Consider the following 20,147-nt stretch of genomic DNA (forward strand, 5'->3'; position numbering starts at 1 on the left):
CCCTGTTGGTTGGGGTGGTGTGGTGTGTCAGATACCGGAGGGTGGACGCGTTGCGGTGCAGGTTTGTTCTGCTGGTTTGTGTTGGTGTTTTGGTTTTGGTGTATTAGTACCGGTCGCCTGACCACATTACTGTGGGTACAGTTCCGGCCTATCAACCCCATCGTCTTTGGGGAACCTATGAAACCTCATCTTAAAACAGGCTTCCCGCTTAGATGCTTTCAGCGGTTATCCTTTCCGTACGTAGCTAACCAGCGCTGCTCCTGGCGGAACAACTGGCACACCAGAGGTACGTCCGTCCCGGTCCTCTCGTACTAGGGACAGCCTTTTTCAAGTTTCAACGCGCGCGGCGGATAGAGACCGAACTGTCTCACGACGTTCTGAACCCAGCTCGCGTGCCGCTTTAATGGGCGAACAGCCCAACCCTTGGGACCTACTCCAGCCCCAGGATGCGACGAGCCGACATCGAGGTGCCAAACCATCCCGTCGATATGGACTCTTGGGGAAGATCAGCCTGTTATCCCCGGGGTACCTTTTATCCGTTGAGCGACACCACATCCACAAGTAGGTGCCGGATCACTAGTCCCGACTTTCGTCCCTGCTCGACTGGTAAGTCTCGCAGTCAAGCTCCCTTGTGCACTTACACTCTTGCACCTGATTGCCAACCAGGCTGAGGGAACCTTTGGGCGCCTCCGTTACATTTTGGGAGGCAACCGCCCCAGTTAAACTACCCACCAGGCACTGTCCCCAACCCAGATCATGGGCCAAGGTTGAGGTATCCACTACGGTCAGAGTGGTATTTCAACAACGACTCCACAACCACTGGCGTAGCCGCTTCACAGTCTCCCACCTATCCTACACAAACCGCACCGAACACCAATACCAAGCTGTAGTGAAGGTCCCGGGGTCTTTTCGTCCTGCCGCGCGTAACGAGCATCTTTACTCGTAGTGCAATTTCACCGGGCCTGTGGTTGAGACAGCAGGGGAGTCGTTACGCCATTCGTGCAGGTCGGAACTTACCCGACAAGGAATTTCGCTACCTTAGGATGGTTATAGTTACCACCGCCGTTTACTGGGGCTTAAATTCTCCGCTTCGGACAAAAGTCCTAACAGGTCCTCTTAACCTTCCAGCACCGGGCAGGCGTCAGTCCGTATACATCAACTTCCACGTCTTCGCACGGACCTGTGTTTTTGATAAACAGTCGCTCCCCTCTCTTCTCTGCGACCACCACCAGCTTGAAACCGCATGTGTTTCGCACCAGGTGTGGTCCCCCTTCTCCCGAAGTTACGGGGGCATTTTGCCGAGTTCCTTAACCACAGTTCACCCGCTCGCCTGAGTATGCTCTACCTGACAACCTGTGTCGGTTTCGGGTACGGGCCGTCTATCCACATCGCTAGAGGCTTTTCTCGGCAGCACAGGATCACCAACATCACCCCACTAGGGCTACGCATCACGCCTCACACCTTCTAACGGCCGCATTTGACAAGCCGTCGTGCTGCACGCTTGCACCACAATCCAAATACGTGGCTTGGCTACCACTCTGCGTCACCCCATCACTGACCTACCACGGATCAGGCCCCACGCATCACCACACCACAGGCACCCAAAAGGATGCTGTCAGTACGGCTCTGGGTGGTTAGTCTCACCGCTTCGATACTGGGCGCGGATACACGGGTACGGGAATATCAACCCGTTGACCATCGACTACGCCTGTCGGCCTCGCCTTAGGACCCGACTCACCCTGGGAAGACGAACTTGACCCAGGAACCCTTCGTCATTCGGCGGGCAAGATTCTCACTTGCCATTCGTTACTCATGCCTGCATTCTCACTCGCACACAGTCCACTGCCCCTTCCAGTACAGCTTCACCCCATGCACGACGCTCCCCTACCCAACGCAAAAAACGTTGCCGCGGCTTCGGCGGTGTACTTGAGCCCCACTGAATTGTCGGCGCGAAACCACTCGACCAGTGAGCTATTACGCACTCTTTCAAGGATGGCTGCTTCTAAGCCAACCTCCTGGCTGTCTTCGCGATCCCACATCCTTTTCCACTTAGTACACCCTTAGGGGCCTTAACCGGCGATCTGGGCTGTTTCCCTCTCGACTATGAAGCTTATCCCCCACAGTCTCACTGCCGTGCTCAATTTTCACCGGCATTCGGAGTTTGGCTGACATTGCTAAGATGATAGTCCCGCTCAACCAACCAGTAGCTCTACCTCCGGCAAACACACACAACGCTGCACCTAAATGCATTTCGGGGAGAACCAGCTATCACGGAGTTTGATTGGCCTTTCACCCCTACCCACAACTCATCCCCTCAGTTTTCAACCTAAGTGGGTTCGCGCCTCCACAACCTCTTACAGCTGCTTCACACTGGCCATGGGTAGATCACCCCGCTTCGGGTCTAGGACATGCCACTAAAAGGCACCCATTTCGGATTCGCTTTCGCTACGACTCCCCAACCAACTGGTTAATCTCGCGACATGCCGCTAACTCGCAGGCTCATTCTTCAAAAGGCACGCCATCACACACAAGAGGTGCTCTGACGGATTGTCAGCGCACGGTTTCAGGAACTCTTTCACTCCCCTCCCGGGGTACTTTTCACCATTCCCTCACGGTACTTCATCCGCTATCGGTCACACTGAGTATTTAGGCTTACCGGGTGGTCCCGGTGAGATTCACAGCAGATTCCACGAGCCCGCTGCTACTCGGGGCGACAACCACACCACGCATGTGCACCTTCACGTACAGGACTCATCACCTACTCCGGTGTGCCATCCCAGACACTTCCGCTAACACACAACACCATGATGCGACAGTTGACAGCCTGCCACGGTCATACCCCACAACCCCACGCATGCAACCCCTGCCAGGTCTCACACACACATGGTTTAGCCTCATCCGCTATCGCTCGCCACTACACACGGAATCACACTTGTTTTCTTCTCCTACGGGTACTGAGATGTTTCACTTCCCCGCGTCAACCCCCACACAGGCTATGCATTCACCTGCAGGTAACCGCCCACAACGACGGCTGGGTTTCCCCATTCGGACATCCTCGGATCAACGCTTAGTTGGCAACTCCCCGAGGCATAACGCAGCCTCACACGTCCTTCATCGGCCCAGCATGCCAAGGCATCCACCGTACGCCCTTGAACAAAACACACTAAACAACACCCACACACACCCCACCACCACAACAAAAGGTGACAGCAGGATATGCGCGGGCAACACACAAAAAAGAAAGAAAAAACACTACCCAACCAACCCCAACCCCACACAAGGAGCCAGGCAATTGATTGGTTCATGCTCGCGTCCACTCTCCAGTTCTCACACACCACACCCACACACCCCACACACAACCACCGGCTGCGTCCAGGACTATGCAGGCCACAAGAACACCACACCATGCACACACAGTGCACACAAACGGTGTGCTGTTCCAGACACCCAACAGCATGCCAATACATCCGCACACAAACGCGCGTGTTCATGAACATTGCATTCATACAGGGTGTATTCGGGTTGCTTACAACGCGGGCGACGTTTCTGAAGCCACCCGCCGGTATGTGACCACCCGGACATTTTGCAAATATATTTAGTGGCAGGCGCACCCACGGCAACCTCAACCACCACACACCCCACAACTGCAGGGCTTATGAGTACTGCTCCTTAGAAAGGAGGTGATCCAGCCGCACCTTCCGGTACGGCTACCTTGTTACGACTTCGTCCCAATCGCCGATCCCACCTTCGACAGCTCCTTTTGACAGGCCACTGGCTTCGGGTGTTACCAACTTTCATGACGTGACGGGCGGTGTGTACAAGGCCCGGGAACGTATTCACCGCAGCGTTGCTGATCTGCGATTACTAGCGACTCCGACTTCATGGGGTCGAGTTGCAGACCCCAATCCGAACTACGACCGGCTTTCAGCGATTCGCTCACCCTCACAGGCTCGCAAGCGCGTTGTACCGACCATTGTAGCATGTGTGAAGCCCTGGACATAAGGGGCATGATGATTTGACGTCATCCCCACCTTCCTCCGAGTTAACCCCGGCAGTCTCTCATGAGTCCCCACCACAACATGCTGGCAACATAAGACAAGGGTTGCGCTCGTTGCGGGACTTAACCCAACATCTCACGACACGAGCTGACGACAACCATGCACCACCTGTACACCAACCACAAGGGAAACCACATCTCTGCGGCGATCTGGTGTATGTCAAGCCCAGGTAAGGTTCTTCGCGTTGCATCGAATTAATCCACATGCTCCGCCGCTTGTGCGGGCCCCCGTCAATTCCTTTGAGTTTTAGCCTTGCGGCCGTACTCCCCAGGCGGGGCGCTTAATGCGTTAGCTACGGCACGAACCCCGTGGAAGGGACTCACACCTAGCGCCCACCGTTTACGGCATGGACTACCAGGGTATCTAATCCTGTTCGCTCCCCATGCTTTCGCTCCTCAGCGTCAGTTACTGCCCAGAGACCTGCCTTCGCCATCGGTGTTCCTCCTGATATCTGCGCATTTCACCGCTACACCAGGAATTCCAGTCTCCCCTACAGCACTCAAGTTATGCCCGTATCGTATGCAACCCCGAAGTTAAGCCCCGGTATTCCACAAACGACGCGACAAACCACCTACGAGCTCTTTACGCCCAGTAATTCCGGACAACGCTCGCACCCTACGTATTACCGCGGCTGCTGGCACGTAGTTAGCCGGTGCTTCTTCTCCAAATACCGTCAAAATTCGTCTTTGGCGAAAGGAGTTTACAACCCGAAGGCCGTCATCCCCCACGCGGCGTCGCTGCATCAGGCTTGCGCCCATTGTGCAATATTCCCCACTGCTGCCTCCCGTAGGAGTCTGGGCCGTATCTCAGTCCCAATGTGGCCGTACACCCTCTCAGGCCGGCTACCCGTCGACGCCTTGGTAGGCCATTACCCCACCAACAAGCTGATAGGCCGCGAGCTCATCCCACACCGAAAAAACTTTCCACCACGATCACCACACCGTGGTCCTATCTGGTATTAGACCCAGTTTCCCAGGCTTATCCCAAAGTGCAGGGCAGATCACCCACGTGTTACTCACCCGTTCGCCACTCGAGTACCAAAGCAAGCTTCGGCCTTTCCGTTCGACTTGCATGTGTTAAGCACGCCGCCAGCGTTCATCCTGAGCCAGGATCAAACTCTCCACAAAACACCAAACAATAACTGCCCAGTGCGTGTTTCAGAAGAAACAGGCCGTGAAAAGCCCAATACCCAACCAAAACAAACCACCCAACACAAAACCGTGCTGGACTGGCTATCCAAAAATTACTCCGTGTCTGCTTGTTGCATCCGACGAGGAAAAACCAACAAACAACACAGTTTTAAAAAACTACTCGTGAAACCATCACACGCATGATGCTGTGTAGCGTCTCACCAGCACACCAAGGCCCCAATCATTGGTTCAAGGCCATGGCGACCGGCACACACCAACCACCCCACACAAACAGCTAGGGGCAGCAAGCATCAACCACAAACACACCACACAACGCAAAAGTTCACAAACAAAAATGCATAGGCACACTATCGAGTTCTCAAACAACACACGCACACCCCCCAAACAACCCACAACAAAGCAGATCATCCAGCAGGAGACGTAAGATTCTTAGTCGTTAGCGCTTGTTTTCCTACCGCTCACGCAATCCTGAAACCACATCCAGGCGGGGCGTTGTCGGTCGCGCTGACTCACATAAACCTACACACACCACCACAACAACACAAACCCGCACCACAACACACGTTTTCGCGCTGTTGAAGGTAATGCAATCTACTCCGCGCCGACACGCTCGATCCTGGCGCCAAGCGCGGTCAGCTGTTCAACGAACGACGGATATCCGCGATCGATGTGGTAGACGTCGTGCACCGTCGTCACCCCATCCGCCACCAAGCCAGCGAGCACCAGACCCGCTCCTGCACGGATATCGGACGACCACACGTCTGTGGAAGACAACTCGTCGACTCCCCGGAGCACAACGTGGTGGCCATCCACGTTCGCGTCCGCGCCGAGACGCAGCATCTCGTCGACAAACCGGAAGCGCGCTTCGAAGACGTTCTCGGTGATCACCGAGACCCCCTCGGCAATTGAAGAGATCGCGATTGCCATCGGCTGCAGGTCCGTCGGGAAGCCGGGAAATGGCAGCGTTTGGTAGTCCACGGCTTTGGGACGCTGGTCCATGCGCACGCGGAAGCCGTTGTCGTAAGTCTCGATGTTCGCGCCCGCCAGCTTCAGCTTCGACAGCGCCAGGTGCAGGTGCCGAGGCGCAACGCCGCCCACGGTGATATCGCCGCGGGTCATTGCTGCTGCATAGGCCCACGTGCCGGCTACGATGCGGTCACCGACCACGGTGTGTTCAGTCGGATACAGCTTCTCCACTCCGTCGATAGTGATTGTCGACGTGCCTGCGCCGCCGATGCGCGCACCCATTGAGTTCAACATTTCGCAGAGGTCGACGACCTCGGGCTCGCGAGCCGCGTTGTCCAGCACCGTCTGCCCCTCCGCCATCACTGCAGCGGTCACGATGTTCTCCGTGGCGCCCACGGATGGGAAGTCCAGGCTGATCTTTGCTCCGCGCAGGCGCTCAGCTTCGGCGACCACCGCACCGTGCTCGATGCGGGTGGTTGCCCCGAGCTTTTCCAAACCCGTCTGGTGCATATCCAGCGGGCGCGAGCCGATTGCGTCGCCACCGGGAAGCGCCACGCGCGCCTCGTTACACCGGGCGACCAGAGGGCCAAGCACCGCGACGGAAGCACGGAATTGGCGGACAGCTTCGAAGTCCGCATTGGGCGAAACGGTGGCCGGGGTGTGAATGTGCACGGTGGCTCCGTCAATATCCACCTCACACCCGAGACCTACAAGGACCTTGCGCATCAACGGAACGTCCAAGATCTCGGGACAGTTATGCAATGTGGTCGTGCCTTCGGCGAGAAGCGCCGCGGCCATGAGCTTCAAGACACTGTTTTTTGCGCCGTCAACTTTGACAACGCCTTCGAGTCGAGCACCGCCAGTGACCAGGAATCGTTCTTTCACATTCCTAACCGTACCCAACTCGCGCTCGCGCGCACCGGATTACGGCAATGCCCCAATGCGACGGGCAGCGTTGACCGCCTCGTAGCGTGTGTGGGCGCCGAGTTTGCGCATCACACTGCGCAGATACGACTTCACGGTCTCGGCCCCAATGCCCATTTCCTCGGCGGCCTCGACATTGGTATGACCGAGCGCGACGCAGGAGAGCACATCAAGTTCGCGGGCAGACAGCTTGGTCGACTGCTTTACGCGAACCGGGGAAACCATTTGGTCGCAAAGCTGCTCGAGTTCCTTGCGCAACGCCTCGTCCTCGACACGGTTAGCCAGCATCCGCAGCTTCGAGTGCGTCGAGCGGACCTGTTCCCACTCCGCGCCGTTCATCACACGGCCCTGACTAGTGGCCGCCTTCCCGCCGTCCAAGCGTCGCATGGCGGAGTTCACGGCGAGCTCCTGCTCAAGCGTGCGCGCGGTCAACGTGACCTCTTCGATCACCTTGTCGCCCAGGCGCACCGTTGAGTGCACACCGACGTAGAGCACGCCGCGGATTTCGCGTTGCACGATCACCGGCACCGCAACCACAGAGTGCAGGCCCTCGTCCTGGATCGCCTTGTCGTAATCATGGGAAATGACGTTTGCCCGGGTGTAGTCGGAGACACCGACTGCGCGGCGAGTTGCCACTACGCGGCCGCCAACGCCCGCCCCTTGTTCAATGATGAGATTCTGCAGTGCGGGGGTACGCAGCCCGATCCACTGGGTGATCTGCAAGCGGTTGTCGGCCAGCAGCGTTCCGTACATGGCCACCGGGATGCCGGTCGCGGTCTTCAGCGCGGTAAGAGCTGCGCGAATTGCATCGTCATCGTCTTTGACCCGTTGGGCGTCCACAGTCATATGGCAAATCATAACCACCGCTTGGGGGTAGCCAAATTTGGCCCCGCCAGCGATAGGGATGTCTGTTGGTGTGGGAATGCCTACACCCTTGCGTTGCCCCCGTGGGTAGGGCGTGGGGGGAGCCGTCGATAGGCGAAGAAAAAGCCCCAAACCCCCAGGTGAGTACTTGTAGACAAATCGGTACAGCGGGCTTAAACTGTGTTGTCTAGTGGCAGCCGGTACACTTCTGGATAGGCCCTGAAATTAAAACCCCTAAGGAGCACTAGACCATGGCGAAAATTGCAAACAATGTTCTCGACATCGTCGGCGGCACCCCACTTGTTGAGCTGCACGGAATCACCGAGAACTCGAAGGCTCGCGTGCTGGCCAAGCTGGAGTTTTACAACCCAGCAAACTCGGTGAAGGACCGCATTGGTAAGGCGATCGTCGAGGCCGCGGAGGCTTCCGGCGAGCTCAAGCCGGGCGGCACCATCGTCGAGGCAACCTCGGGCAACACCGGTATTGCGCTCGCGCTCGCCGGCGCTGCCAAGGGCTACAAGGTCATCCTGACCATGCCGGAGACCATGTCCACAGAGCGACGCGTGGTTCTGCGTGCTTTCGGTGCGGAGATTGTGCTCACCCCGGGCGCAGCGGGCATGAAGGGCGCTGTGGAGAAGGCAAACGAAATCGTTGCCGAGCAGGAGAACGCGGTTCTGGCCCGCCAGTTCGAAAACGAGGCGAACCCGCGCATCCACTACACCACCACCGGCCCGGAAATCTGGGAGGACACCGACGGCCAGGTCGACATCCTCGTCGCGGGCGTGGGCACCGGCGGCACCGTCTCGGGCGCCGGCAAGTTCCTCAAGGAGCAGAACCCGGACCTCAAGGCAGTGGCTGTTGAGCCGGCTGCCTCCCCCCTGCTGTCCAAGGGCGAGGCTGGCCCGCACAAGATCCAGGGCCTCGGCGCGAACTTCATCCCGGACACCCTCGACCGCTCGATGGTGGACGAGATCATCGCAGTGACCAATGAGGACGCAGTCGCCATCTCTCGCGAACTCGCAGTCAAGGACGCGATCCTCGGCGGTATCTCCGCCGGCGCGAACGTGAAGGCCGCGCTTGAGCTTGCTGCCCGCGAGGAGAACGAGGGCAAGACCATCGTCGTCATCATCCCGGACTTCGGCGAGCGCTACGTCTCCACCCTCCTGTACGAAGACATCCGCGACTAAGAGCATTTCGCTTAACGACGATTGCGCCCCCGCTTCCCAGCTTCGAATCTAACCAGCTGGGCGCGGGGGTTTCGCATGTAAGCTCACCCGCATGCTGTTTTCGATCATCGCCACTGTCCGCGAGGACCTGGCCAACGCCCGCGAGCACGATCCCGCAGCACGCGGCGACGTGGAGAACGCGATCGTTTACTCCGGCCTCCACGCGATTTGGATTCACCGCGCCTGCCATGCCATGTGGGTGCGCGGGTGGAAAGCCCCGGCCCGCGTTCTGGCGCAGTTCAACCGGTTCCTTACCGGCGTTGAGATCCACCCAGGTGCCACCATTGGCCGCCGCTTCTTCATTGACCACGGGATGGGCATCGTGATCGGCGAAACCGCCGAGATCGGCGACGGTGTGATGCTCTACCACGGCGTCACCTTGGGCGGGCAGGTGCTCACTCAGACGAAGCGCCACCCCACGATCGGCGACAACGTGACCATTGGCGCCGGTGCCAAGGTGCTCGGCCCCATCACCATCGGCGCGAACTCAGCCATCGGCGCGAATGCTGTGGTTACGAAAGACGTGCCGGAGAACTCGATTGCGGTGGGCATCCCTGCCAAGGTGCGCCACCGTAAGTCCGACGAGCAGAAGCACCTGGTTGATCCGGACAACTACGTCGACCCGGGCAGCTACATCATCTAGATCAGGTTGTTAAACCACGACGCTAGACCAGGTCTTTGTATTCCGGGTTGGCGTCAATGTATGCGGCGACGGCCGAGCACATGGGCACGACGCCCAGGCCCCGCTCACGGATGTCGTCGAGGGCGAACTTGATGAGTGGCTTCGATAGCCCTTGGCCTCGGAATTTCGGGTCCACCACGGTGTGCGGCAGCACGCGCACGCCGATGCGGTCGCTATAGGACGCGAATCCGGCCAGCTCACCGTCGATGGTGAGCTCGTACTGCTGGGCGGACTCGTTGATTGCCAAGTCGTAGTTGTTGTTAGACATGCGCCCACCTTACTGGCAGCGCCAACTACTCAACGAGAAAACTCCCTACCGCATGATGTACGAGAGGGAGTTTTGGTGTGGCCAGAGCCAGGATCGAACTGGCGACCCCACACTTTTCAGGCGTGTGCTCTACCGACTGAGCTATCTGGCCAGAACCGCTTCCGCGAAGCTGTTCTGCGACCCTGACGGGACTTGAACCCGCGACCTCCGCCGTGACAGGGCGGCGCGCTAACCAACTGCGCCACAGGGCCATATTCTGTTGTTATCGTGCTCTTGCACGAATTGATACCTTACACAGACCCTTCCGCTGCCTACAAATCCGCAGGCACGGTGTCTTTTCGGTGTGGATTAGCTCGTCGCCTGGCGTTGTCCACGAACAGTCAGAGCAACGGCGATGAGACCTAAACCCATCCCCGCGAGCTGCACAAGACTGATCTCTTGGCCAAACATCATCCACGTCCAGAGCGAAGTAACTGGCGGGGTAAGGAACAGCAGCACACTGGTTGTGGTTGGTCCGACGGTTCGCAGGCTAGCGGTGTAAGCGGCGTATCCTCCGATGCCGGACAGGAAAACCAGCCACAGGATTGCCCACACAAGCTCAGCATTGACGGTGACGCCGATGCGTCCTGTTGCCACGGCGACCCCCACGAACAAGACCGCCGCGGTGGTGGTTTGAATGGCCAATGCCTGCACAATGCTCGCCTTTGGGCGCCATGCGCGCTCCAGGACAGCAGTAGTCGACAAGGCAAACAGGGCCACGAACGGCAGCAGCAAGCTCACCGCGGCCGAGGCGGCAAAATCGATGGAGCCCACGGCGAGCCCCACCGCGGCCAGCCCCAGGCCGAGACCGGCGAACATTCGGCCGTTGAACGGGTCGTTCCACAAACGCGAGCTCACTGCCGCAACAAGAAGAGGTTGCAGCGCGCAGATCAGGGAGGTGATACCCGGGTCGATGTCAGCAGCGGAGGCGCTGAAGACCGCACCGAGAAAGATCGCGTGGGAGAGCACACCGATAGCCACCTGCTGCCACACGTCAGTGCGGCCTAGAGCTGGCAGGGCACGGGCTTTGATCGGAGCGTTCGTCACCCGGATGAGACCAACCACACCCAGGAGCAGCGCTGAGGTGACCAGGTACCGCCAGGCAAGGAGACCAACGGGAGACGCACTGTCGCCGGCCAACAGCGAGCCAACGAACCCGGAACTCCAACACACAACGAACGCGACAGCAATCAGGATCTGTTTCACCTCACCAGGGTAAATATACCGGTCGGTATACTGTCAATGTACCTCCACCGGAAGGAGCAAACCTTGCCTGCACTTAATGACCTCACCCCGGCACAACCGCCAGAAACCACGCCCGGCGGCCAACGCATCCTCGACGCCGCATCCGAGCTGTTCTACGCGCGCGGCATCGGCGCCACGGGCCTCGACCTCGTGGTTGAACAGTCGGGAGTGACCAAGCGGACCCTGTACCAACGGTTTGGCTCCAAGGAAGGCCTGATCTGCGCCTACCTCACCGCCCGGGCGCATCGGTGGCAAACGCTTGTGCTTCAGCGGGTCCAAGTGGCGATCGACTCGGGCGAGGACCCGGTCAGCGCTGTCTTCGACCTCACGCGCGAATGGATCGCGGACAACCCCCGTGGGTGCGGCTTCGTCAACGCTTGGGCGGAGCTGGGCGGCAACAGCGGTGCAGAAATACAGACGGCCATCCGCCAGGAAAAGCAGTGGATGCGGACGCTGTTCTTCACCACAACAGGCGATGAACAAGTTGGAGAACTCATCCACGAACTCTACGAAGGCGCGCTCATTTGCAGCACGATCCTGGGCGATCAAAACGCCCTGCAACGCGCGAAAGCCGGTGCGCAGCGGCTCGTTGGGGGGTAAGTAACTGCGGCAACAAAGGGCCGTCGATAAGCGAAAAGCGGAGTTCCGAAGAACTCCGCTACCGGCGACCCTGACGGGACTTGAACCCGCGACCTCCGCCGTGACAGGGCGGCGCGCTAACCAACTGCGCCACAGGGCCGTACCCCCAACGGGATTCGAACCCGTGTTGCCGCCGTGAAAGGGCGGAGTCCTAGGCCTCTAGACGATGGGGGCGCTGCTTAGACAGCCTGTTGATCATAGAACAACGCATCCCCAACGACCAAACGAGCACTACAGTGGGGAGCATGGCTGAAGCAATCATTCACGACGCGTCCCTCTCCCCGACCAAGGACGAGATCCTCGCGGAGCACTCCCCGATCGTCGAACGTCTCGGTTCGTATCGGGCGGTTGATCGCGACAACGAGGTGGGCATCGAGGTACTCGTCGGCACCGACAGTCACGGCACGCTCACCCAGTGCGGTCTGACGTATCGCGACAAGAGCATTGCGCTTGACGACGAATTGCTGCCCCTCTCCCACTCCGTCCTCGGCGACCGTTCAGTGTCGCACTTGACAGCTGATCCCGTGGGCGTGCGTGAAGTGATTGCTTTAATCCTAGCCGGGGGCCGCGGTGCGGACTTCTCAATTGGTGCGCCGATCTTTGAGGTTCACGGCACCGGCCAGACTCCCGACGTTGTTGTGGGCGACGTCGAGATCGACGAGCACAACGAGTACACCTGCTTCGGTACAGTTACCGTCGACGGCGAAGAGCACCGCTTCCAGCTCCGCCTACAGCAGGAGATCAAGGACCAGCACTCAGTGGATGCCGACGAACTCGCGCTGGTGAAAGACGGCGACGTGCCGCTGATCAAGCTCGAGGTGTGGAAGTAGCGGTTAGCGCACGACGGGGGCGTAGCGCGAGCGCTCGTCGCTGCTTGACACGACGCGTGAGCCGAACGGGAAGCAGGTCACCGGGATCATCTTCAGGTTTGCCCATGCCATAGGCAGGCCGATGATGGTCAGCGCCTGAACAACTGCGGTGGTGACGTGGCCGATTGACAGCCACATGCCCGCGAGTACAAACCAGATGACGTTGGCCAGCAGGCTGAAGACACCCCGCTCGCCCTGCACCACCTCACGGCCAAACGGCCAGATCACGTAACCCGCAATGCGGAATGACGCGATGCCGAACGGGATGGTGACAATGAGCAGGCAGGCCAGAATGCCCGCAAGAGTGTAGCCGATGAACAGCCAGATACCTGCGGTGAGCAGCCAGATAATGTTGAGAATGAACCGGATCAGACCCATATGGGCGAGCCTACCCCGGTAGAACGAGCAGGCTCACGGCCATGACCGCCATGCCGGCAACGAGGCCGTAGACCGCGGCGTGGTGGCGACCCGTTTGGATTGCGGTGGGCAGCAGCTTGTCCAAGCTGACGAAGACCATTACGCCGGCGATCGCCGCGAACGTGAGACCCAAGGTCTGCGGACCCAGGAACGGGCGCAGCAGAAGGAAGCCGATAATCGCGCCGAGCGGTTCCGTGAGCCCAGACAGCGCCGCCCACCCGGCGGCACGCCACTTACGTCCTGTCGCCTCACGCAGCGGCACAGCGACGGCGACACCTTCCGGAATGTTGTGCACGGCGATCGCGAATGCGATGGGCAGAGCGAGCACCGGGTCAGCGAGGGCCACCATGAACGTGGCAAAGCCTTCCGGGAAGTTGTGGATCGCGATTGCGGCGGCCGTGAACACGCCGACGTTGCGCATGCGGTTGGAGCCGTTTGAATGCGGATCCTCGTGAGGGTTGACATCTTCAGGGACGAGGCGGTCGATGAGCGCGATCGCCACAATCCCGGCGAAGAAGGCGACTGTGCCCCACAGTTCGGGGTTAGGGTTATCCGCTTCGATGAGCGATTCGATGCCCTCGGGCAGGAGCTCGATCAGCGAGATGTAGACCATGACACCGGCCGAGAAACCCAGGGAGCCGGCGAGGAACCTGGCGCTTGGACTGCGCTTGAGCGCGACGATGACACCGCCAAGGCCCGTTGAAAGCCCGGCGAATAGGGAGATGGCCAGGGCCATCCAGACCGCATTGGCGTCGACACCGAGGTTGTGCATGAGTTGTGGGCCCTCCGGGGCTCGAACCCGGGACCTGCGGATTAAAAGTCCGTAGCTCTACCAACTGAGCTAAAGGCCCGTGAGCGTCAATAGTAGACAATCGGGCCAGCGAACTTGAAATCGGGGCGAGTTATCCACAGATTCGAATATGTTGCGTGACTTTCGTTTGTCCGTGTGCGAGAATTCGGACATGGGGAATGAGCGGGGGAATCGACAGATCAGCTTGGTTCAACGACAAGCCGAGGAGTTTCGGGTGGAGTTGGCCAATGCGGTTGAAGGGGTCGTCGATAAGCGAAAGCTCTCTCGAAATGCCGAGCTGAAGGCGGCTTTGATCGGGGACGAGTATGCGCAACTGGCGGCGACGCAGTACATGGCACGGGCGGCGTTTGAGACGCTGCCGAAGTGGATACGCGAGGCAGTGGAGGCGGTAGCCACTGGCCGCGGAATGTACAAGGGAACGCTGGTGGGGCGTAGTGCAGCGCGGGTGCATGGAATGTGGATGCTGCCATGGGCACCGTTCGCACACGAGGTGACGCTGCCGTCGGGGAAGCGACCGGCAGGATCCAAGGCGCTGCGTGGTGCGGTCTATCGATGGAGTCCGTTGCGGGATGACGAGAAGGAGAAGTTGCACGGGGTCGAGGTGACCGATGCGGTACGGACCTGCATCGATATCGCACGCTACTACGGGTTCGTGGAGGGCTTGGTGGCCATGGATTGGGTGCTCGCCGCGGGGAAAGCCACGCGCGAACAGCTTCTGGAAGCTGCAGCGAAGATGGGACGGTTCCGGAACAAGGCGGTTGCGTTGCGTGCGATCGCTTGCGCGGTGTCGGGGTCGGATTCGGCGCTCGAATCATGGTTTCGGGCCGAACTCATCGAGCGCGGCGTTGGCGGGTGGAGGTTTCAGGCGCAGATCGGGCCATTCCGTGCCGATTTTCTCTTCGACGAAATCCTGGTGGTAGAGATCGACGGGCGCAGTAAAACGCGAGACAAAGCGAACGAGGTCCTGCGCGCCGAGCGGGATCGCGAGCGGTGGATGTTGCGGCAAGGGCATCCGGTTATGCGGTACTACTACGAGGATCTTCGGGACCATCTGGACAGAGTGCTTGCCGAGATCGGGGATGCGCGGCGGCGGGGGCATGCGGCCAGTGCGGCCAGTGCGGCCAGTGCGGCTAGCGGGGCCGGCCGGAAGGTTGAGTAAGCGGCTGGCCTTCACCACCAACCTTTAAGCGCCAACTTTTCAGCCCCAAGTTGGTGCTTCTTTCTGAGTTAAACCCCAACTTGGTGCTTAAAAGTTGGGGGTAAAGAGGGCGAGGGGTTTGAGGGGCACGGTGGATCGGATAAGCGGAACGCCCGTCCAGCGTGTGAACTGGGCGGGCGCTTCGTGGCGAAAGGCGCTTACTGCGCGTCCTTCTTCTGCATCGTGCCGGTCTCTTCGATGCGGTTGTGGAAGTCGAAGGCATGCTTCAGGTCGTGCGGAGTGGACTGGTACTTGCACTTGGAAGCGAGTTCGACGTACTCCTCCAGCAGCGGGCGGTAGGTCGGGTGCGCGATGGAGATCATCTTGGCCACACGGTCGCGCGGCGCAAGGCCACGCAGGTCGGCAACACCGTACTCGGTGATGAAGACCATCGCGTCGTGCTCGGTGTGGTCGACGTGGGAAACCATCGGCACGATTGCGGAGATGGCACCCCCCTTGGCCTCCGACGGAGAGATGAACGAGGAGATGTAGGCGTTACGGGTGAAGTCACCGGAACCGCCCAGAGCGTTCATCAGGCGAGAGCCGTTGATGTGGGTGGAGTTCGCGTTGCCGTAGATGTCGGCCTCGATCATGCCGTTGGTGGCGATGAGGCCGGTGCGGCGGATCACCTCCGGATGGTTGGAGATCGACTGCGGACGCAGGATGATGGACTCGCGGTAGCGGGCAGCCTCGTTGTTCATCTTTTCTGCGTACTCCGGCGACAGGGAGAAGGAGGTCGCGGAGGCCACGGTCATCTTGCCAGCGTCGATGAGATCGACCATACCGTCCTGGATCACCTCGGTGTAGGCCTGGATGTTCTCGAACTTGGACTCCATCAGGCCCGCCATCACGGCGTTCGGGACGTTGCCAACGCCGGACTGCATAACGTAGCCGTCGTATGCCAGGCGGCCAGCCTGCACCTCGTGCTCGAGGAAATCGAGGAAGTTGCCGGCGATCTGCTCGGAAACCTCATCCGGCGCCTTGAACGGGGCGTTGCGGTCCGGATCGTTGGTCTCCACCACCGCGACGACCTTCTCTGGGTCGATCTCGATATAGGTGGTGCCGATGCGATCGCCGGCCTTGGTGATCGGGATCGGGATGCGGTTCGGCAGCGGCGGCACGGTCCAGATGTCGTGCATACCCTCGAGATCCTCGGATTGCCAGGAGTTGACCTCGATGATGATCTTCTGCGCAGCGTTAAGGAACTCGACGGAGTTGCCCACGGAAGACGACGGGACAATGTTGCCGTCCTCGGTGATGCGCACAGCCTCGATGATGGCGACGTTGATGTCACCGAAGAAGCCCTGCTCAACCATCATCCCGGAGTGGGACAGGTGGATATCCTGGAACTTCATCTCGCCAGCGTTGATCTTGTTACGCATCTGCGGGTCGGACTGGTACGGCATGCGGTAGCGCAGCGCGCCCGCCTCAGCAAGCACACCGTCACACTCAGGCGCGGTGGATGCACCGGTGAACAGATCGATCTTGAAGTCCTGGCCCTTGTCGTGGGCAGCCTTGGCCTTCTCGGCGATCGCTCCCGGCAGGGCCTTCGGGTAGCCGGCGCCGGTGAAGCCGGAAATACCGACTTTGTCACCGTGCTCGACGAACTCAGCTGCCTCCTCGGCAGACATCACCTTGTCGCGGAGCTTGGCGCTGGCGATACGGTCGCTCATGAAAGATCCCTCTCTTTAGCTATGGATTCGGGTAACAGTTCCCCACCATTGTGACCTATCTTGCATTTGTGTGGGGAAGTTGGTTTAAACGAAGCGTCGAAAAGCGAATGCCCCACCCCCGAAAGTGTGATTGGACTGAATCGCTTCGGGCGGGAAGAATAGGGGCATTATGACGGCACCTACCACCACTGCGCTTTCGATCGGGGGGATCGACCTTGACTCCCCCGTCATGCTCGCGCCGATGGCAGGCGTGACCAATATGCCGTTTCGCGTGCTGTGCCGCGAGATCGAGGAGCAGCTCACGGGCACCGCGAGCGGGCTGTATGTGTGCGAGATGATCACGGCACGCGCGATGGTGGCTCGCAACCAGAAGACGCTGCACATGACGACATTCGCGGACGTGGAGACGCCGCGGTCGATGCAGCTCTACACCGTGGATCCGAAGTTCACGTACGAAGCGGTGCGGATGATCGTGGAGGAAGACATCGCCGACCACGTCGACATGAACTTCGGCTGCCCGGTGCCGAAGGTGACGCGCAAGGGTGGCGGATCGGCGATCCCGTATAAGCGCAGGCTGTACGGCAACATCGTGCGCGCCGCGGTTGAAGCGGCTGACGGTCGCGTGCCAGTGACCGTGAAGTTCCGCATCGGCATTGACGACGACCACCACACGCACCTCGACGCTGGCCGCATCGCCGCAGAGGAGGGCGCGGCCGCGGTGGCGCTGCATGCGCGCACGGCGGACCAGCGCTACTCGGGCGTGGCGCAGTGGGACGAGATCGGCCGGCTGGTCGAGCACATGGACGGCACGGGCGTGCCAGTGATCGGCAACGGCGACATCTTCGCCGCCGAGGACGCCGCGCGGATGATGGCGCAAACCGGCTGCCACGGTGTCGAGGTCGGCCGCGGGTGCCTCGGCCGGCCGTGGCTCTTCGCCCAACTCGGCGCGCAGCTCCGCGGTGAAGACATCCCACCCGAGCCCACCTTGGGGGAGGTCGCCCGCATCATCTACCGCCACGCGGAGCTCTTAGCGCTTCACGACGGCGAGTCCCACGCGTGTCGGGATATTCGCAAGCACACCGGTTGGTACCTGAGAGGGTTCCCGGTCGGGGGCAAGTTCCGAAAGGACCTGGCGCAGGTCGAGTCCCTGGCGCAGCTCGAATCGCTGTTGGAAACCATCTGGGCGTCGCCGGAACTGTCTGAGGCTGTGGCAGAGCACGCTGACGATGCGCGCGGCCGACAGGGTTCACCATCAAAGGTTGCGCTTCCCGACGGCTGGTTGGACGACCCCGAGGATGAGACGGTCCCCGAAGGCGCCGAGGTCGAGAACAATGGCGGATAACGCTCCGGGTAGCGCGCGCCCCCAGATCAAGCTGCGCACCGCGTTCCGGCAGCGTCTTCAGGCGTATACCGACGACATTCTCACTATGAGCGAACTCGCGCGAAACCACATGGTGCACGCCGCACACGCGCTGATCAACCAAGACTTGGAGGCGGCCGAAGAAGCTCTTTCAGGCATTGACCAGCTCTGCGAAATCCACGCGCGCTGCGAGGACCGCGCGATGGCGTTGCTGGCTCGCCAGAGCCCCGTAGCCACTGACCTGCGACAAGTGGTGTCCTACCTGCACATCGAAGGCGACCTCACGCGGATGGGCAATCTCGCCAGACTCGTGGCGACGATCGCGCGTCAGCACCACCCCGCCCCGGCCCTGCCCGCTGAGGTCGGCCCAGCGCTCGTGGACATCGCCGAGGCGACGAACGCGATGGCAGAGGTTGCGGTCCAGCTCATCGAATCTCCCGATGTCGAAGCGGCGTTGCTACTGCGCGACGCGGATGCTCGCGTGGACACCATGACCCGTGAACTGACTGCGAATGCCTCGAGCGCGGACTGGGAGCATTCCAACCGCGAGGCCGTGGACTGCGCGTTGGTGGCGCGCTACTTTGAGCGATACGCCGACCACTGTGTGCGCATCGGCGAGCGCGTGATCTTCATGGTCACCGGCGCGCATGCGGACGAGTACGCCACCTACCGCGATTTGGACGATGAAGAGCAGGCCGAGCGTATCGCGGAATTGCAGCGCCGCTTCACCCCGCGCGCCTAGCCGCCACATCAAACCCTGATAGCTGCCGCAAACCCGGATAGTTTCGCACCCTTACGTACAGAACTGACTACATAAGGGCGGCTAACTATCCGGGTTTGGCTAGATTGTCCGGGTTTGGGTTCGGGGGTTGGGGCTCGGAGATCGTATGGGCCCTAAAACGCGAAACACCGCCGATCCCGTGGATGGGGAGGGCGGTGTGTCGTCGACAAGCGAAAGCCCGAGCTTAACCGAAGCGACCGGCGATGTAGTCCTCGGTCTCCTTCTGGTTCGGGTTCTCGAAGATGGTGGTGGTGTCGTCGAACTCCACCAGGTGGCCCGGCTTACCGGTGGCCTCGAGGGAGAAGAAGGCGGTCTTGTCGGACACACGAGCAGCCTGCTGCATGTTGTGGGTCACGATGACGATAGTGTAGTCCTCCTTCAGCTCGTGGATGAGGTCCTCCACGGCCAAGGTGGAAATCGGGTCGAGTGCGGAACACGGCTCATCCATGAGCAGCACCTCCGGACGAACCGCAATCGCACGTGCGATGCACAGACGCTGCTGCTGACCACCGGAGAGGCCGCCGCCCGGCTTGTCCAGACGGTCTTTGACCTCGTCCCAAAGGTTTGCGCCGCGCAGAGACTGCTCGGTGATCTCGGCGAGCTTCTTCTTGTCCTTCTCGCCCTGCAGGGTCAGGCCGGCGACAACGTTCTCCGCGATGGACATGGTGGGGAACGGGTTTGCCTTCTGGAACACCATGCCGACGGTGTTGCGGACCGCAACTGGGTCCACCTTGGAGTCGTAGATGTTGTGGCCGTCGAGGAGGATCTCGCCCTTCACGGAGGCGTTCGGGATGACCTCGTGCATGCGGTTGAGGGTGCGGAGCACGGTGGACTTACCGCAACCGGACGGGCCGATGAATGCGGTGACGGCCTGCGCCGGGATATCCATGTCGACGTTCTGGACGGCGTGGAAGTCGCCGTAGTAGATGTTGACGTCGTTGAGTAGAAGCTTGGTAGACATCTAGGTTTCTCCTTA

Annotated in this window: 15 protein-coding genes, 5 tRNA genes and 2 rRNA genes; 7 read left to right on the forward strand and 15 right to left on the reverse strand. The window is 60.2% G+C overall.

Translation table 11 applies throughout. The annotated features are described in order from the left end of the window. Positions 1-82: 82 nt before the first annotated feature. The 4 genes from CGLAUT_RS10080 to ramA all read right to left on the reverse strand — a co-directional run bounded on the left by CGLAUT_RS10080 (position 83) and on the right by ramA (position 7,939). Positions 83-3,162, reverse strand: a 23S ribosomal RNA gene (locus tag CGLAUT_RS10080). Between the two features lie 511 nt (positions 3,163-3,673). Next, positions 3,674-5,185 (reverse strand): 16S ribosomal RNA (locus CGLAUT_RS10085). Together the 16S and 23S rRNA genes form the textbook arrangement of a ribosomal RNA operon. Before the next feature lie 615 nt (positions 5,186-5,800). Continuing rightward, positions 5,801-7,060 (reverse strand): UDP-N-acetylglucosamine 1-carboxyvinyltransferase, encoded by a 1,260-nt coding sequence (gene murA / locus CGLAUT_RS10090; RefSeq protein WP_290185000.1) that lies wholly within the window; start codon positions 7,058-7,060, stop codon positions 5,801-5,803. A gap of 39 nt (positions 7,061-7,099) precedes the next feature. Continuing rightward, entirely contained in the window at positions 7,100-7,939 is an 840-nt protein-coding gene (gene ramA / locus CGLAUT_RS10095; protein WP_290187129.1) for an acetate metabolism transcriptional regulator RamA, read from the reverse strand. Positions 7,940-8,214: 275 nt separating this feature from the next. Here ramA and cysK point away from each other — a divergent pair, with 275 nt between their 5' ends. Both cysK and epsC read left to right on the forward strand, forming a co-directional pair. After that, positions 8,215-9,150 (forward strand): cysteine synthase A, encoded by a 936-nt coding sequence (cysK, locus tag CGLAUT_RS10100; protein ID WP_290185002.1) that lies wholly within the window; start codon positions 8,215-8,217, stop codon positions 9,148-9,150. 91 nt (positions 9,151-9,241) lie between these two features. Further along, positions 9,242-9,832 (forward strand): serine O-acetyltransferase EpsC, encoded by a 591-nt coding sequence (epsC, locus tag CGLAUT_RS10105; protein ID WP_425551687.1) that lies wholly within the window; start codon positions 9,242-9,244, stop codon positions 9,830-9,832. Between the two features lie 22 nt (positions 9,833-9,854). Here epsC and CGLAUT_RS10110 read toward each other — a convergent pair whose 3' ends face one another. The 4 genes from CGLAUT_RS10110 to CGLAUT_RS10125 form a co-directional block, all read right to left on the reverse strand. After that, the gene (locus CGLAUT_RS10110; RefSeq protein ID WP_290185004.1) at positions 9,855-10,139 is read right to left on the reverse strand and encodes a GNAT family N-acetyltransferase; all 285 of its coding nucleotides are present in this window, start codon (positions 10,137-10,139) and stop codon (positions 9,855-9,857) included. Between the two features lie 78 nt (positions 10,140-10,217). Then, positions 10,218-10,290 (reverse strand) — tRNA-Phe (locus CGLAUT_RS10115). A gap of 26 nt (positions 10,291-10,316) precedes the next feature. Continuing rightward, positions 10,317-10,390: transfer RNA gene (locus tag CGLAUT_RS10120), tRNA-Asp, on the reverse strand. Positions 10,391-10,487: 97 nt separating this feature from the next. Then, on the reverse strand, positions 10,488-11,384 hold the full coding sequence (locus CGLAUT_RS10125) for a DMT family transporter (RefSeq protein WP_290185006.1): 897 nt from the start codon (positions 11,382-11,384) through the stop codon (positions 10,488-10,490). 63 nt (positions 11,385-11,447) lie between these two features. On the opposite strand from CGLAUT_RS10125, the gene CGLAUT_RS10130 reads away from it, so the two are divergent. Next, positions 11,448-12,023, forward strand: coding sequence for a TetR/AcrR family transcriptional regulator (locus CGLAUT_RS10130; RefSeq protein WP_290185007.1), 576 nt, complete (start codon positions 11,448-11,450; stop codon positions 12,021-12,023). A gap of 65 nt (positions 12,024-12,088) precedes the next feature. On the opposite strand, the gene CGLAUT_RS10135 is transcribed toward CGLAUT_RS10130, so the two are convergent. Continuing rightward, positions 12,089-12,162: transfer RNA gene (locus CGLAUT_RS10135), tRNA-Asp, on the reverse strand. A gap of 1 nt (position 12,163) precedes the next feature. After that, positions 12,164-12,236 (reverse strand) — tRNA-Glu (locus CGLAUT_RS10140). Positions 12,237-12,307: 71 nt separating this feature from the next. Between CGLAUT_RS10140 and CGLAUT_RS10145 the strand changes: the two genes are divergently transcribed. Continuing rightward, entirely contained in the window at positions 12,308-12,892 is a 585-nt protein-coding gene (locus CGLAUT_RS10145) for a CG0192 family protein (protein WP_290185009.1), read from the forward strand. Positions 12,893-12,895: 3 nt separating this feature from the next. Here the strand turns inward: CGLAUT_RS10145 and CGLAUT_RS10150 are convergent, their stop codons facing one another. The 3 genes from CGLAUT_RS10150 to CGLAUT_RS10160 form a co-directional block, all read right to left on the reverse strand. Beyond that, entirely contained in the window at positions 12,896-13,309 is a 414-nt protein-coding gene (locus CGLAUT_RS10150) for a YccF domain-containing protein (protein ID WP_290185010.1), read from the reverse strand. A 10-nt stretch (positions 13,310-13,319) separates the two neighbouring features. After that, positions 13,320-14,120 carry a zinc transporter ZupT gene (gene zupT, locus CGLAUT_RS10155; protein ID WP_232507108.1) on the reverse strand — a complete coding sequence of 267 codons (801 nt, stop codon included), beginning with the start codon at positions 14,118-14,120 and terminating at the stop codon, positions 13,320-13,322. A gap of 6 nt (positions 14,121-14,126) precedes the next feature. Then, positions 14,127-14,199, reverse strand: a tRNA-Lys gene (locus CGLAUT_RS10160). 174 nt (positions 14,200-14,373) lie between these two features. Here CGLAUT_RS10160 and CGLAUT_RS10165 point away from each other — a divergent pair. Next, positions 14,374-15,318, forward strand: a complete 945-nt coding sequence (locus CGLAUT_RS10165; protein ID WP_290185011.1) for a DUF559 domain-containing protein — start codon at positions 14,374-14,376, stop codon at positions 15,316-15,318. A 197-nt stretch (positions 15,319-15,515) separates the two neighbouring features. Here the strand turns inward: CGLAUT_RS10165 and scpC are convergent, their stop codons facing one another. Beyond that, on the reverse strand, positions 15,516-17,030 hold the full coding sequence (gene scpC / locus CGLAUT_RS10170) for a succinyl-CoA:acetate CoA-transferase ScpC (RefSeq protein WP_095660625.1): 1,515 nt from the start codon (positions 17,028-17,030) through the stop codon (positions 15,516-15,518). A 169-nt stretch (positions 17,031-17,199) separates the two neighbouring features. Here scpC and dusB point away from each other — a divergent pair, with 169 nt between their 5' ends. Together dusB and CGLAUT_RS10180 are read left to right on the forward strand one after the other, a co-directional pair. Next, positions 17,200-18,372 carry a tRNA dihydrouridine synthase DusB gene (gene dusB, locus CGLAUT_RS10175; RefSeq protein ID WP_290185014.1) on the forward strand — a complete coding sequence of 391 codons (1,173 nt, stop codon included), beginning with the start codon at positions 17,200-17,202 and terminating at the stop codon, positions 18,370-18,372. Beyond that, complete coding sequence (locus tag CGLAUT_RS10180; RefSeq protein WP_290185015.1) at positions 18,362-19,132, forward strand: phosphate signaling complex PhoU family protein; 771 nt, start codon at positions 18,362-18,364, stop codon at positions 19,130-19,132. Before dusB ends, CGLAUT_RS10180 begins: the two co-directional genes overlap by 11 nt. Before the next feature lie 223 nt (positions 19,133-19,355). On the opposite strand, the gene pstB is transcribed toward CGLAUT_RS10180, so the two are convergent. Then, positions 19,356-20,132 (reverse strand): phosphate ABC transporter ATP-binding protein PstB, encoded by a 777-nt coding sequence (pstB, locus tag CGLAUT_RS10185; protein WP_290185016.1) that lies wholly within the window; start codon positions 20,130-20,132, stop codon positions 19,356-19,358. Between the last annotated feature and the right edge of the window lie 15 nt (positions 20,133-20,147).

It is taken from the genome of Corynebacterium glaucum (genome assembly GCF_030408855.1).
Lineage (GTDB): Bacteria > Actinomycetota > Actinomycetes > Mycobacteriales > Mycobacteriaceae > Corynebacterium > Corynebacterium glaucum.

Coding starts and splice junctions, on each gene's coding strand:
- epsC (WP_425551687.1), top strand. CDS start 9,242: ATGCTGTTTTCGATCATCGCCACTGTCCGCGAGGACCTGGCCAACGCC.
- cysK (WP_290185002.1), top strand. CDS start 8,215: ATGGCGAAAATTGCAAACAATGTTCTCGACATCGTCGGCGGCACCCCA.
- scpC (WP_095660625.1), bottom strand. CDS start 17,030: ATGAGCGACCGTATCGCCAGCGCCAAGCTCCGCGACAAGGTGATGTCT.
- CGLAUT_RS10180 (WP_290185015.1), top strand. CDS start 18,362: ATGGCGGATAACGCTCCGGGTAGCGCGCGCCCCCAGATCAAGCTGCGC.
- dusB (WP_290185014.1), top strand. CDS start 17,200: ATGACGGCACCTACCACCACTGCGCTTTCGATCGGGGGGATCGACCTT.
- CGLAUT_RS10150 (WP_290185010.1), bottom strand. CDS start 13,309: ATGGGTCTGATCCGGTTCATTCTCAACATTATCTGGCTGCTCACCGCA.
- CGLAUT_RS10145 (WP_290185009.1), top strand. CDS start 12,308: ATGGCTGAAGCAATCATTCACGACGCGTCCCTCTCCCCGACCAAGGAC.
- pstB (WP_290185016.1), bottom strand. CDS start 20,132: ATGTCTACCAAGCTTCTACTCAACGACGTCAACATCTACTACGGCGAC.
- CGLAUT_RS10110 (WP_290185004.1), bottom strand. CDS start 10,139: ATGTCTAACAACAACTACGACTTGGCAATCAACGAGTCCGCCCAGCAG.
- zupT (WP_232507108.1), bottom strand. CDS start 14,120: ATGCACAACCTCGGTGTCGACGCCAATGCGGTCTGGATGGCCCTGGCC.